Consider the following 13869-nt stretch of genomic DNA (forward strand, 5'->3'; position numbering starts at 1 on the left):
CGCTCGGCGATCGCGATGGACGCCGCGGCGACCCGGGCGTCTTCGCCCCCGGCTCCTGTACGGGAGGGCGGTCGAATCCCTCTGGCCGCTTCACGTCGCCCCGGGAGAGTCGTGCTCGGAGCGGCGCTTCCGCGCAGCAAGGGCGGTCAACAGGTCGGGAACCACCCCGTAGACATCCCCGCCACCCATCGACATGACGATGTCGCCGGGGTGCGCGAGCTCGACCGCCCTCTCGATGGCCGCCGCCCAGGAATCCAGGTACTCGACCCGCGAAGCGTCAGCGAATCGTTCGGCGATGAGGCGGCCCGTCACCCCTGGCTTCGCGTCCTCGCGCGCTGCGTAGATCGGAACGATGATCGTGTGGTCGGCTTGCGCCTCGAAGACGGCGGCGAACTCCGCAGCCATCCGCTCGGTGCGGCTGTACAGGTGCGGTTGGAAGATCGGAATGATCCGCCCCTCTCCCACGACCGAGCGAGCACCGCCGAGCGCGGCCGAGATCTCGGTCGGATGGTGCGCGAAGTCGTCGAATACCCGCACCCCGCCCACATCGCCGCGGAACTCGAACCTGCGCTCGGTGCCCGCGAATGTACCGAGAGCCTTGAGCGAGTCTGCAGGATCGAAACCGAGCGATACGAGGACTCCGAACGCTCCCGCCGCGTTCAGGACGTTGTGGCGGCCGGGGATCCGGAGTGTCGCAGGGTAATCCCTGCCCTGCCAGGCGAGGACGAACGCCGCCGTCGGGCCGGGTTCGATGGAGTGGACGCGCACGGTCGCCTCGGCATCAGTGCCGAAGGTGATGACCTCGCGGCCTCCGAGCCGTGAGCTGACCTGCCGCGCACCGGGATCGTCGGCGGAGATGATAACGGCCTCGGATGCGCCCGCCGCGAATTCCACGAAGGCGTCGATGAAAGCGGCTTCGCTGCCGAAGTGGTCGAGGTGATCCGGGTCGACGTTCGTGATGAGAGCGATGGCGGTGTCGTACAACAGGAATGAGCCATCCGATTCGTCGGCTTCCACGACGAACAGTTCATCCTTTCCCGCCATGGAGCTGACGCCGAGCGAGGAGATCACACCACCGTTGACGAATCCGGGATCCGCGCCGAGGCCCCGGAGCGCCGTGACGACCATCGCCGTCGACGTGGTCTTGCCGTGTGCGCCTGCGACGGCGACGAGCCGGTGCCGACCGGTCAACCAGGCGAGGGCAACGGCCCGGTGGACGACCGGGACGCCGCGTTCCCGCGCCCGAAGGTACTCGGGGTTGTCCTCTCCGATCGCGCCGGTCACGACGACCGTGTCCGCGGAACCGATGGCGTTCGCGTCGTGGCCGATCGTCACGACCGCGCCCGCATCGCGCAATACGTCGACCGTGTGCGTGTCACGAAGATCGGAACCCGTCACGGTGATGCCCGCGTCGAGGAACAAGTGCGCGATCCCACTCATCCCTGCCCCGCCGATGCCGATGAAATGCACCACGGACGGCGCATCCGGCATGGCCTGGCTGAAGTCCGTCTTTATCATGCGCTGCCCGTCGACCGTTGCAGCGCATCGTGGATGAGTTCCACGGTGCGCTCCGTTCCGTTCTTCACACCGAGCGGCGCGACCTTGGCTGCGAGCTCCGCCACGGCCGCCGTGTCGCGCAGGAGGGGAACGAGCACGTCGCCGACCCACTCCGGAGTGAAGTCGGCATTGGCCACGAGCAGCGAGCCACCGGCAGCCACGATGGCCGACACGTTCCTGCGCTGCTCCCCGTTGCCGATGGGAAGCGGCACGTACACAGCGGGAATCCCGAGGGCGGCGAGTTCGCTCACGGTTGCCGCCCCCGCCCGCGTGACGGCGAGATCGGCGGTCGAGAGCGCGAGGTCCATGCGATCGCAGTACCTCACGACGTGGTATCCGGGGAGACCGCCGTCGGTCAGATTCGAACCGGTTCCCGTGATGTGGAGAACGCTCCATCCGGTGCTGAGGATGCCGGCGATCGACGAGGACACCGTCTCGTTGAGCGATCGGGCGCCGAGTGATCCACCGGTGACGAGCAGCACGCGGCTGTCCGAAGCGAATCCGAAGAACTCGAGCGCCTCCAGCCGGGCTCTGAGCGGGTCGAGAGTCTCGATCGCAGACGACAGGGGCATCCCCACGACCCTCGCGTGCCGCAGCCGCGTCCCGGCGAAGGCGACGCCGACGAACCGGGTCAGCCAGCTCCCCAGGCGGTTGGCGAATCCCGGAACCCTGTTCGCCTCGTGGACGACGAGTGCGACCTTCTCTCGCCACGCGGCGATGTACGCCGGCGCAGAGACGAATCCGCCGAATCCGACGACGACATCGATGTCGCGTCCGGCGATGAGGTCGCGGGTCTCCCGTACCGTGCGAAGGAAGCGCGCGGGGAACCGGAACAACTCCCGCCCGATGTGTCGTGGCAACGGGACCTTCTCGATGGTCGCCAACTCGTAACCCCGCGCAGGCACGAGTCGCGCTTCGATGCCGCCGGGGGTCCCCAGGACGAGAACCGCAGCATCCGGATCATCGCGGCGCAACCGATCCGCGACGGCGAGCAGGGGGTTCACGTGGCCGGCGGTGCCTCCACCGGCCATCAGGTATCGTGTCACCGCTGCATCCGGTCCGGTACTGGCTGCCGCGCGTAGGACAGGACGATCCCGATCGCGAGGAGCGTCGTCACGAGTGCCGAACCGCCCGCCGAGATGAGGGGCAGCGGCACCCCGAGGACGGGTAAGAGCCCGAGCACCACCGCAATGTTCACGAACGCCTGCACGACGATCCAGACGAGAACGGCACTGACCGTGATCTTCGCGATGGGGTCGCGCGACGACCGGATGACCCGGATGAATCCGATCGCGAGCACGACGAACAGTGCGAGCACGACGATGGCGCCGAGCAGCCCGAGCTCTTCGCCGATGATCGCGAAGATGAAGTCATTGTCGGCCTCAGGCAGCCAGGACCACTTCGCCTTCGAGTTGCCGAGCCCCACCCCGAACACGCCACCCGATGCGAGCGCCCACCAACCGTGCAGGGTCTGCCAACACAGTCCGTTGTAGGAGGCATCCGACGTGCAGCCGCTCTGCCAGGCGAGAATCCGGTCCTGGCGGGAGCCGCCCGACATCGCCATGCCGAGGGCGGCGACCGCCATCACGAGGGTCGGCACAGCGAGGATGCGCAAGCGCACGCCGGCGAAGAAGAGCGACCCGAGCACGATCGCGACGAGGATGATCGCGGTGCCGAGGTCGCCGCCGATCAGGACGAGTCCGATCGCGACGGCCGTGACCAGTCCGATCGGCCGGATGAGCTGCCGCCAGTCGTCGAGAACCTCCAGCTTCTTCGCCAGTATGACGCCGAGCCACACCACGAGCGCGACCTTCACGAGCTCCGACGGCTGGAACGAGAACGTACCGAGCAGGATCCAGTTCCGGTTCCCATTGTGTTCGATGCCGAGGTTCGTGGCGACGACGAGGAACTGCAGCGACACGGCCACGAGCATCGCGATGCCGGCCCATCGACGCCAGAACACGGCGGGCATCCTCGCCGCGATCAACATGATCGGGATGCCCAGGAGCGCGAACATCGCCTGCCGCAGGAAGCCCGTGAAGAAGTCGTCCGTCGCCTTGAACGACTCGACGGCTGAGGAGGAGAGCACCATGACAAGGCCGAACACGACGAGGAACATCGTCGCGCCGAGGATCAGGAAATAGTCGCCGTTCTCCGAACCGAAGATGCGCTTGACAGCGACGAGGACGGCGGGAGACGACGAGGATTCCCGCGCTGGCTCTTGCGGTTCAGGGGACCTTCGGGGTCGCGGAGGGCTTGTCGTCATCAGGTCCTCCTCCCAACAATTCGCGAACGGCATCCGCAAACCGGGACCCGCGATCCGCGTAGTCCCGGAACTGGTCCATGGATGCCGCCGCCGGGGCGAGAAGCACGACGTCGCCGTCGCCTGCAAGCTCCGATGCCAGTCGCACGGCCGTCGGCATCACCTCATTAGTGTCAGTCGTGTCAACCTCGAAAACCGGGAGTTGCGGGGCGTGTCGTGCGAATGACGCGGCCACGTCGGCCCGGTCGGTTCCGATGATGATGGCCGCTTTCAGGCGGGGAACCGCACGCGCGATGAGCTCGTCGAGCGACGCGCCCTTGAGGAGCCCCCCCACCATCCACACCACGGAATCAAAGGACGTGAGCGAGGCCTGCGCGGCGTGCGCGTTCGTCGCCTTCGAATCGTCGATCCACCGGATTCCCCTCTCGAGTGCGACGAGCTCCGTGCGGTGGTGATCCGGGCGGAAGGCGAGGAGGGTCTGCCGCACGGCATCGATCGGCACTCCGTACGAACGAGCGAGCGCCGAGGCCGCCAGCGCATTCGCCAGCATGTGCGCTCCGCCGAGGCCGACCTCCGTGAGCTCCGGCACCGTGGCGATCTCCAGGGCGGTGTTCCGCCGATCGTCGAGAAACGCCCGATCGCACAGGATTCCGTCGACGATACCGAAATCGCTGGGCCCGGGGATCCCCAGGCCGAAGCCGATCGCCCGGCATCCGTCGACGACCTCTGCCGCTTCGACGAGCCGGCGGGTCACCGGATCGTCCTGGTTGAAGACGCACGCGGTTCTCGTGCCCCAGTACACCTTCCCCTTCGCGGCCTCGTATGCCTCACGGGACCCGTGCCAGTCGAGGTGATCGTCAGCGATGTTGAGGCATGCGCTCGCCCACGGTGAGAGCTCTCCGAGGTAATGCAACTGGAAGCTCGACAATTCGACGACGAGCACGTCGAACCCTCCCGGGTCCCTGATGGCGTCCAGGACCGGGACTCCCACGTTCCCGCAGGGGGCGGCACGAACCCCGGCGGCCACGAGCATCGCTGCCGTGAGCTGCACGGTCGTGGTCTTGCCGTTCGTCCCCGTGACGACGATCCACTCTGCGGGCGGCCCGACCTTGTCACGGAGTCGCCAGGCGAGCTCGATGTCGCCCCAGACGGCTCGCCCATCCTGCCCGGCCCAGACCACCGCCGGATGCGTCGGTGGAAACCCGGGCGAGACGATCACGATGTCGGGCTCGAACCGGGCCACCCGATCCGGAACACCGTGCTCGAGCGGCCCTACGACGAGTTCGACGCCGATGACGTCCAGGATCTCCGCGGTGGGCTCATCCGCAGACGATGCCGCGACGAGCACGGTGCAGCCGAGTTCGGCGAGGGTATCGGCCACGGAGAAGCCCGTGACCCCGAGTCCGAGCACGAGCACCCGTACCCCTGTCCAGTCTGCGTTCCAGCTGGTGAGCGCGTCGAGCTCCCGTGCGGTCATCATGGCGCGATGCTGGAGAGCCATTCGAGGTAGAAGAGTCCCACCCCGGCTCCGACGAAGAGGCCGGAGATGATCCAGAATCGTACGACGATGGTGACCTCCGGCCAGCCCTTCATCTCGAAGTGGTGGTGGTAAGGGCTCGCCCTCCAGATGCGCTTGCCCTTCGTCACCCTGAAGTAGATGCGCTGGATGATGACCTGGCCCGTGATGACCGCGAACAGGCCGCCGATGAGCAGGAGCAGGAGTTCCGTCCTGGAGAGGATGGCGAGCGCAGCCAGTGCGCCGCCGAGTGCGAAGGATCCGGTGTCACCCATCATGATCTGCGCGGGCGAGGTGTTCCACCACAGGAAGCCGACGAGGGATCCGACGATGACCGCTGCGATCGTCGCCAGTTCGAGAGGCGCGGAGACGTCGTAGCACTTGAACAGGTTCTCCGGATTCACGGAGAGGCTGTAGCAGGACTGGATCGACTGCCAGTACCCGATGATGATGTACGAACCGATCGCGAAGATGGACGCCCCCGCGGCGAGACCGTCCAGCCCATCGGCGAGGTTGACCGCGTTCGACGCCGACACCGTGATGAACACGATCCACAGCACGATCACCATCGTTCCCGCGACGACACCGAAGGTGACGAGGAAGTCGAACGGGAGATCCCGGATGAAGGAAAGCGCCGTGGACACCGGCGACCGCCCGTGGCTGTCGCGGTAGTTGATTCCCACCAGAGCGAAGGCGATCCCCACCACGACGGTCCCGATGACCTTGTAGATGCCGCGCAGGCCGAGGCTGTTCTGCTTGCTCACCTTCATGAGGTCGTCGACGAAACCGATCAGGCCGAGCCCGCCCATCATGAGGATGACGAGCATGGCGCTCGCGCTGGGGCGGCCACCTCCGAAGAGATGGCCGACGAAGTACCCGAGGATCGATGCGGTGACGAAGACCACGCCACCCATGGATGGCGTTCCCCGCTTCATGACGTGGGTGGTCGGTGTGTCTGCACGGATGAACTGGCCGAGGCCGAGTCGACGGAAGACCTTCGCGAACACGGGGGTGAGCAGAAGTGTGAAGGCCATGGAGAACCCGGCGCCGATGAGAAGAGCAAGCATCAGCTCACCCCGGCGATTCGATCGCCCAGGAGCCGCAGGCCCGCCGAATTCGATGATTTCACGAGAACGACATCCCCGGCCCGCATCTCGTCACGCAACAGATCGTATGCCTCGTCGGGGGTCTGGACGAGTACCGACTCTCCGTCCCACGAACCTTCGAGTCCCGCGGCATTGTGAATGTGGCGGGCTCGATGACCGACGACGACGAGCTTGTCGATGTTCAGCCGGACCACGAGCCGCCCGATCCGATCGTGCTCCTCGTCGGAGAACGAACCGAGTTCAGCCATCTCGCCGAGAACGGCGATGGCGCGATGCGCGCCGCGGGTGATCTCGGCGAGAGTCTTGAGTGCGGCCGCCATCGAATCGGGGCTCGCGTTGTACGCGTCGTTGAGGACTGTGATGCCGTCAGGAGATTGAAGCAGCTCCATCCGCCAGCGCTCTGCCCGCGACATCGACCCCAGGGCCGTGATCGCGGCGTGAGGCTCGACGCCGAGCTCGCGGGTCGCCGCTACCGCCGCAAGGGCGTTCATCACGTTGTGCTCCCCGAGCAGGCGCAGGCGCACGGGGATGCGCTCCTCCCCCAGCACGAGCGTGAAGCCCGTACCCGCCACGGTCGTCTCCACGTCCGCCGCCGCGACGTCGGCACGCTCCGAGAGCCCGAACCTGACGACCCTCGCCTTCGTGAGTGCCGCCATCGATTCGACGCGGGTGTCGTCGGTGTTGAGCACGGCGACCGCGTCAGGTGGCAACTCGGTGACGATCTCGGCCTTGGCCTTCGCGGTGTCATCGATGCTGCCGAATCCGCCGGCGTGCGCGAGCCCGACTTTGAGGACGATGGCGACATCCGGGACGACGATCGACACGAGCCTCGCGATGTCTCCCGCAGCACTCGCCCCCATCTCCACGACGAGGAATTCCGTGTCGTTGTCGATGCCGAGCATGGACAGCGGCGCACCGACCTGGTTGTTGAAGGAGCCGCGCGGGGCGACAGTGGGGCCCTTCGTCTCCAGGATCGTGCGCAGCATGTTCTTCGTCGTCGTCTTCCCGTTCGATCCCGTCACGGCGACGATCCGCAACCGGCCGAGGGCACGCACCCGGGCGACGACCTCCGTGGCCAGCGTCGACAGGGCGACGAGCGAGTCCGCTACGACGATGACCGGAACGCCGATGTCGAGATCTCGCTCCGCGATGACGGCCGCCGCGCCCGCCGCAACGGCAGACGCGGCGAACTCGTGGCCGTCGGTCGTCTCCCCGCGCATGGCGATGAAGATGCTCCCTTCGCTCGCGAGCCGCGAGTCGACGACGACAGGTCCGGCCAAGATCTTCGACACGCCTTCCCTCTCGTCGATCCTCCCGGAGACCACACCGGCAAGGTCGACGAGCGACAGTGCGATCACCAGCCGGCCTCACGCAGGGCCGCCCGGGCCTCCGCTCTCGCGGAGTACGGGGTCCGCACCCCTTCGATGTCGCGGTAGTCCTGGTGTCCGGGCCCCGCCCACAGAATCGAGTCGCCATCCTTCGCGAGAGAGACGGCGTGACGGATCGCCTGCTCGGGCGGACTCACCTCGTGAAGCTCGGCCTGGTGCTCAGCGAGGCCCGCGCCGTGGATGAGCATCTTCCTGATCGCCTCCGGGTTCTCGAAACGGGGATGGTGATCGGTGATGACGAGGATGTCGGAGTATTCGGAGGCGACGCGGCCCATCTCATCACGCTTGGTCGCGTCACGGTCGCCATCGGCGCCGACGACCATGATGACCCTGCCGCTCGTGACCTTACGAACGGCTCCGAGGGTGTTGAGGAACGCGTCGGGGCTGTGGCCGAAATCCACGTACACGGTCGGGCCGACGTCGCCGGACACCCGCTCCGTACGCCCGGGAAGATACGCCTCGATGCCGTCCTGGACGGCGTGCCCGATCGCTTCGAGCTCGAAGCCGGCCTCGACGAGCATGACGATGGCGAGCCCCGCGTTCGCGGCCATGTGCCATCCGATGACCGGCACGGTCGTCTGCAGGGACCTACCCTCCGGTCCCGTCAGCCGGAACTCGGTGAACTCTGCGCGTTCATCGAGGATCTCCACACGCCACTCCGCGTCGACCCCCTCCGTCGCCGAGATCGTGGTCACCGGGATATGGGATCCTTCGACCACCCGGTGCCCCCACCCCGAGTCGAGCGAGACGACGCCCCTGCGGCCTCGTTCCGGCTCGAAGAAGGCCAGCTTCGCGGCGAAGTACTCCTCCATGTCCGCATAGTCGTCGAGGTGATCGTGACTGAGGTTCGTGAACGCGACGACGTCGAAGACGATCCCATCCACGCGGTTCTTGCTGAGGGCCTGGGCGCTGACCTCGACGGCGACCGCGCGGACCTCGCTCTCGCGCATCCTCGCCAGCAGGGCGTGCAGTTCGCTGGCCTCCGGGGTCGTGAGCCGGCTCACGACCGTGAGATCGCCGATGTGGCGTTCCGCCGTTGAACTGAGGCCGGTCACGAGACCGAGTTGTCGCAGGATGGCCTCGAGCAGGTATGCGGTGGAGGTCTTCCCATTGGTTCCCGTGATGCCGAACAGCAGTGGCGGCTCCTCGGCCGTCTGATACACCCACGCCGAGACATCGCCGAGCGCCGCCCTGGGCGAGTCGACCACGACGATCGGCAGACCGGACGTCTCGGCCAGCGCCGCTCCGGCGCGGTCCGTCATGACGGCGACGGCGCCGCGCTCGCGCGCGTCCGCCGCGAACCCTGCGCCATGGCTGTGCTCTCCCGGCAATCCGACGAACAGGTCGCCAGGGTGCACTTCACTCGTGCGCACCGTCACGCCGCTGATCTCCACGCCATCGGTCGAGCCGATGACCTCGAGGCCGAACTCGGCCACGAGTCCGGCGAGCGACCTCGCCATGGGATGCTCGGGACGCAGGACCGGTGGGGTCCGATCAGTCACAGCGTTCTCTTTCTCACCAGGTTGTGGGATAGCCGGGGCCCGACTTCTTCGACGGCGGCACCCGATAGGTCTTGAGCACTTGCGCCATGATCTTGTGGAACGTTGGGGCGGCCGCCGCCGACGTCTTCATGATCTTCGGCTTCACATAAGTCACAATAACAACGTATTGGGGATTGTCCGCGGGGGCGATGCCCGCAACGGACACGATGTAGTCGTTGCCGTACCCGCCCGTCGGAAGGGCCACCTCGGCCGTTCCGGTCTTCGCGGCGATGCGATAGCCGGGGATGCTCAGTTCCGAGGAGAGCCAACCGCCCGTCACGACGCTCTCCAGCGCCTTGACGGTCGTGGTCGCAGCCTTCTCCGACACGACGCGCGTGCCCTGCGTCGACGGGAGGTCGACCACAGTTCCGTCGGGCTTCGTGCAGCCTTCGACGAGCGTGAGAGGAAGCCGCATCCCACCGTTCGCGATCCCCTGGAACGCGCTCAACATCTGGACGAGCGTGACGGACACTCCCTGTCCGTAGGTCGTGTCGTAGTTCTGCTGGGTGTTCCAGTGTTTGGCGAGGATGCCGTCCGCCTCCCCCTGGAAGTGGATCGGGGTCGTGTCGCCGAAGCCGTACTTCCTGAGGTAGTCGTAGCGAACGCTCCCGGGCAGGCGCGAACCGAGCATGGACATGCCGACGTTGGACGACTGCTCGAGCACACCAGTGAGGGTCCAGTGCATGGGTCCGTGGTACGTCGCGTCCCGGATCCTCGCACCGTCGGGGGTCACCCAGAACTCCGGGACAGTCACGCGCGTGGTTGGTGACGCGACCCCCTCATTGATGAGCATGGATGCCGTGACGGCCTTCATGATCGATCCCGGCTCGAAACTGTAGGCGAACGCGCGCGAGCCGAGGAACGCGGTCTTCGTCCCATTCACGTTGTTCGGGTCGACAGAGGGGTAGTCCGCGAGCGCCATGATGTGGCCGTCCTTGACGCGGACGACTCCCGCCATCGCCGACTCCGCACCGATGGAGATGGCCTGCTCCGCGATCGCTTGCTGCACATACCACTGCAGGTCGCTGTCGATCGTCAGCTGGAGCGTCCCTCCCGGCACGGCCTCCTTCGTCGTGACGGTGCTGCCGGGGATGCGCACACCATCCGCACCCCGCTCATACGTCGAGGTTCCGTCTGTGCTCGCGAGGCACGAGTTGCTCGTGGCCTCGAGGCCGTTCTGCGGGCCGTCGGTGCCGACGAACCCGACGAGGTTCCCGGCGACGGAACCCAGCGGATACGTGCGGTGCGGTCGTGGCTGCGGGTAGATCCACGGGATCTTCAGGTCGCGGATCGCGCGGAACGTGTCGGTATCGACCGCCTTCACGAGCATGGTCCAGTCGGAAGCGGGATCGGAGGTCACATCCAGCAGCAGGTCATCGGCCTTCGTGCCGGTGAGCGCGGCGATCTCGCTGACGGCGTCGAAGACCGAGATCTCCCGCGTCGAGCCATCCTTCTCAGTCCGCTTGAACGGCAAGGCGTTCCGGGGGGATGCGGTGATGTCGTAACGCGTCACGCTGTCGGCGAGCACGACACCGTTCTCGTCGACGATCTCCCCGCGCGGCGCGGAAACGGTCAGCTCGATGGCGCGCTTGTTGAGCGACTCCGCGTTGAAATCCGCAGCGCGGACCACCTGGATGTCCACGAGCCGCACGACGAAGACGGCGACCATCGCGAACGTGAGAACGACCGCGATCGCGAGTCGTCTTCTGGTGCTGCGCTGGTGGTTCACTGTCTCGGGCTCTCGACTGTCCTGTGGTCTCGTCGGCCGCCGCTACCGCGTGTTCGGCGACGGCAGTCCTGCACCGTCAGAGGCTACCGATCCGGGCGCGTCCGGTGTCCCAGGCGCGCCAGCGGCGGCATCCGTATCCACGACCGCGCTGACCGGCGTCAGTGCGACGCCGTTGAGAAGTTCATTCGGAATGAGGGGGCTGCCGTCCTTGCCGTGGCGGATGCCGCTGCTCGCCGTCGCGGCCACGGGCTTGCCGAGGACCTTTCCATCCGACAGCCGCAGGTATGCCATGCTCGAATTCGTCACCATGCCGAGCGCCTGCGCGTTGGCCGCGAGGTGCTGCGGGGACTCCAGCACGTGAAGCTGCTCCGTGAGCGACTGCTCGTCCCGAGCGAGCTCCCTCTGCTGCTGCTGAAGCGACGAGATCTGGTAGGCGCCATCGGAGACCACGATGCTCAGCAGGAGCTGCGCCACGAGGATCGCGAAGAGGCCGCCGACCGTGACGAGGGCGTAGACCGCTTTCGGCCTGGAGCGCTTCTGCTCGCGAGTCGACACGACGTCGAGTCGACGGCGGGGCCCCGCGTCCTCTCTTCGTTCCGGGCGTGCAGTGCTGGCCGCGACCGCGCTCATGCGGCCCTCCTGATGCGTTCCGCCGCACGGAGGCGCACCGGGGCGGAGCGTGGATTCGTGGAGATGTCTTCGTCGGTTGCGCGCTCTGCACCGCGCACCAGAAGCTTCAGGACGGGTCGGTGCTCGGGAAGTTCGACCGGAAGCCCGCGCGGCGCCGTCGATGTCGCACCCTCGGCGAGCGCGTGCTTCACGATCCGGTCTTCGAGGGACTGGTAGGAGAGCACGACGATGCGGCCGCCGACGGACAGCCGATCGATGGCGGAGGGGATCGCGCGTTCGAGAACGGCGAGTTCCCGGTTGACTTCGATCCGCAGCGCCTGGAAAACCCGCTTCGCCGGATGCCCCGCCCTGCGGACAGCGGCCGGCGTGGCCGAGTCGAGGAGCGCAACGAGCTGGGCGGATGTCACCAGGCGGTTCTGCTCACGGGCGGCGACGATGTGCTTCGCGTACCGGCCGGCGAGCTTCTCCTCCCCGTACTTCGTGAAGATTCGGCGGAGCTCCGACTCGCTGTATTCGGCGAGAATCTGCTCGGCGGTGACGGGCGTGCTCGCGTCCATCCGCATGTCGAGCGGTGCGTCCTTCGAGTAGGAGAATCCGCGCTCGGTCCGATCCAGCTGCAGCGACGACACCCCGAGGTCGAACAGGATCCCTGCGACGTCGCGGAGTCCGAGCCCGTCGAGGACCGTCTCGATGTCGTCGTAGACGGCATGCACGAGGTGGATGCGATCGGCGAACCGGGCGAGCCTGGCCGCTGCGATGCCGAGCGCATCCTGATCCCGATCGATGCCGACCAGCTCGAGGCCCGGAAAGCGATCGAGGACGGCCAGTGCGTGGCCCCCCATGCCGAGTGTCGCGTCGACGAGCACTGCATCCGGTCGCTCGAGGGCAGGGGCGAGCAGCTCGAGAGTGCGCTCCAACATGACGGGCACGTGGATGCTCGAAAGGTCTGGTGCATCGGGGATGTCGTTGGTGTGTTCCATGAGGATGCGACCCGGCCCCTTGGTTCCGATTCCCCTCCGCATCGGGCCTGGCACTGGGGAAGTGTGTCAGGATCGCAACTCGGCGGGGAGTCGGAAGCAAGGCGCTAGAAGAGGCCGGGGATCACCTCCTCCGTGATCTCGGAGAAGCTGTCTTCCTGTTCGGAGTAGTAGGTGTTCCATGCCTCGGTGTCCCAGATCTCGGCGTGGTTGCCTGCGCCGATGACAGTGAGTTCGCGGTCGAGTCCCGCGTATCCGCGCAGCAGTGCGGGGATCGTCACGCGGTGCTGCTTGTCCGGCACCTCGGAGTGCGCACCGGAGAGGAAGAGCCGCAGGTAGTCACGGGACTTCTTGCTCGTGACCGGGGCTTGGCGAATCCGCTCGTGCAGCTCCTCGAATTCGCGCGTGCTGTAGACGAACAGGCACCGCTCCTGGCCGCGCGTGACGACGATGCCGGCTTCGAGCTCGTCCCAGAACTTCGCGGGGAGGATGATGCGCCCCTTGTCGTCGAGCTTGGGGGCGTAGGTACCCAGAAACATCCGCGGTCCTCCCCCTCGTTCTCCGGCCCGGATTCAGGTAACCTCCACTTTACTCCACTTGCCACCACAAAACAATCAACTTTGCATCAAATTTCATTTTGGGATCGACTAATGGCCTATAGATACAGGGCGAGAGGCGGTGGAGAGTGGTGGAGGGAAATGATCCACAATCGAGCTCATCCGGGTAAAGAAAAAGGCCGGCGTTTCCGCCGACCTGCCCTGACTGGTTCCGTTTCCGGGGACTACTGCCCTCGCTCGTCCTGGCGGCGATCCCAGCGATCGTTCATCCGATCCATGAAACCGGCCTTCTGCCGCGTCGACGAACCGCTCGGTTCGGAGGTCGAGGAGGAGACGGGAGCCTTGGAGCGACGAAGCGCGAGAAGGACCCCGGCGAAGAGCACGACGAACCCGACGACCCCGATGATCGGAATCCTCGTGGCGACACCCGTGATGATGCCCGCGAATCCCACGATGCCGATGAGGATCCCGATGACGATCCAACGATAGTTCGGACGCGAATCGTGGCTGCCGACGGTCGCGACGAAGTCTGCATCGTTGTGATACAGACTGCGCTCCATCTCTTCCAGGAGTCGCTGTTCCTGCTCGGATAGCGGCATGGTCAC

The 13869-nt window shown here is 66.5% G+C and carries 12 protein-coding genes; all 12 read right to left on the bottom strand.

Annotated elements, in window-relative coordinates:
* Nucleotides 1-90: 90 nt before the first annotated feature.
* The 12 genes from murC to BKA04_RS01410 all read right to left on the bottom strand — a co-directional run bounded on the left by murC (nt 91) and on the right by BKA04_RS01410 (nt 13863).
* A complete protein-coding gene (gene murC, locus BKA04_RS01355) occupies nt 91-1518 on the bottom strand; it encodes a UDP-N-acetylmuramate--L-alanine ligase (RefSeq protein ID WP_104094810.1) in 1428 nt (475 codons plus the stop codon).
* Nucleotides 1515-2603, bottom strand: a complete 1089-nt coding sequence (locus BKA04_RS01360; RefSeq protein WP_104094811.1) for a UDP-N-acetylglucosamine--N-acetylmuramyl-(pentapeptide) pyrophosphoryl-undecaprenol N-acetylglucosamine transferase — start codon at nt 2601-2603, stop codon at nt 1515-1517. The genes murC and BKA04_RS01360 overlap by 4 nt, the downstream gene beginning before the upstream one ends.
* Nucleotides 2600-3823, bottom strand: a complete 1224-nt coding sequence (ftsW, locus tag BKA04_RS01365) for a putative lipid II flippase FtsW (protein WP_232841922.1) — start codon at nt 3821-3823, stop codon at nt 2600-2602. The genes BKA04_RS01360 and ftsW overlap by 4 nt, the downstream gene beginning before the upstream one ends.
* Nucleotides 3786-5297: a UDP-N-acetylmuramoyl-L-alanine--D-glutamate ligase gene (gene murD, locus BKA04_RS01370; protein ID WP_104094813.1), complete on the bottom strand. Its 1512-nt coding sequence runs from the start codon at nt 5295-5297 to the stop codon at nt 3786-3788. Before murD ends, ftsW begins: the two co-directional genes overlap by 38 nt.
* Nucleotides 5297-6403 carry a phospho-N-acetylmuramoyl-pentapeptide-transferase gene (mraY, locus tag BKA04_RS01375; RefSeq protein ID WP_104094814.1) on the bottom strand — a complete coding sequence of 369 codons (1107 nt, stop codon included), beginning with the start codon at nt 6401-6403 and terminating at the stop codon, nt 5297-5299. The genes murD and mraY overlap by 1 nt, the downstream gene beginning before the upstream one ends.
* A complete protein-coding gene (locus tag BKA04_RS01380; protein WP_104094815.1) occupies nt 6403-7800 on the bottom strand; it encodes a UDP-N-acetylmuramoyl-tripeptide--D-alanyl-D-alanine ligase in 1398 nt (465 codons plus the stop codon). The genes mraY and BKA04_RS01380 overlap by 1 nt, the downstream gene beginning before the upstream one ends.
* Complete coding sequence (locus BKA04_RS01385) at nt 7797-9332, bottom strand: Mur ligase family protein (protein WP_408646426.1); 1536 nt, start codon at nt 9330-9332, stop codon at nt 7797-7799. Before BKA04_RS01385 ends, BKA04_RS01380 begins: the two co-directional genes overlap by 4 nt.
* A gap of 13 nt (nt 9333-9345) precedes the next feature.
* On the bottom strand, nt 9346-11100 hold the full coding sequence (locus BKA04_RS01390) for a peptidoglycan D,D-transpeptidase FtsI family protein (RefSeq protein WP_232841923.1): 1755 nt from the start codon (nt 11098-11100) through the stop codon (nt 9346-9348).
* 42 nt (nt 11101-11142) lie between these two features.
* Entirely contained in the window at nt 11143-11730 is a 588-nt protein-coding gene (gene ftsL, locus BKA04_RS01395) for a cell division protein FtsL (RefSeq protein WP_104094817.1), read from the bottom strand.
* A complete protein-coding gene (rsmH, locus tag BKA04_RS01400) occupies nt 11727-12710 on the bottom strand; it encodes a 16S rRNA (cytosine(1402)-N(4))-methyltransferase RsmH (RefSeq protein ID WP_104094818.1) in 984 nt (327 codons plus the stop codon). The genes ftsL and rsmH overlap by 4 nt, the downstream gene beginning before the upstream one ends.
* 104 nt (nt 12711-12814) lie before the next feature.
* On the bottom strand, nt 12815-13246 hold the full coding sequence (gene mraZ, locus BKA04_RS01405; protein WP_104094819.1) for a division/cell wall cluster transcriptional repressor MraZ: 432 nt from the start codon (nt 13244-13246) through the stop codon (nt 12815-12817).
* Nucleotides 13247-13488: 242 nt separating this feature from the next.
* Nucleotides 13489-13863 (bottom strand): DUF3040 domain-containing protein, encoded by a 375-nt coding sequence (locus BKA04_RS01410; protein ID WP_104094820.1) that lies wholly within the window; start codon nt 13861-13863, stop codon nt 13489-13491.
* Nucleotides 13864-13869: the final 6 nt, after the last annotated feature.

This window comes from Terrimesophilobacter mesophilus (assembly GCF_014200375.1).
Classification (GTDB): Bacteria; Actinomycetota; Actinomycetes; order Actinomycetales; family Microbacteriaceae; genus Terrimesophilobacter; species Terrimesophilobacter mesophilus.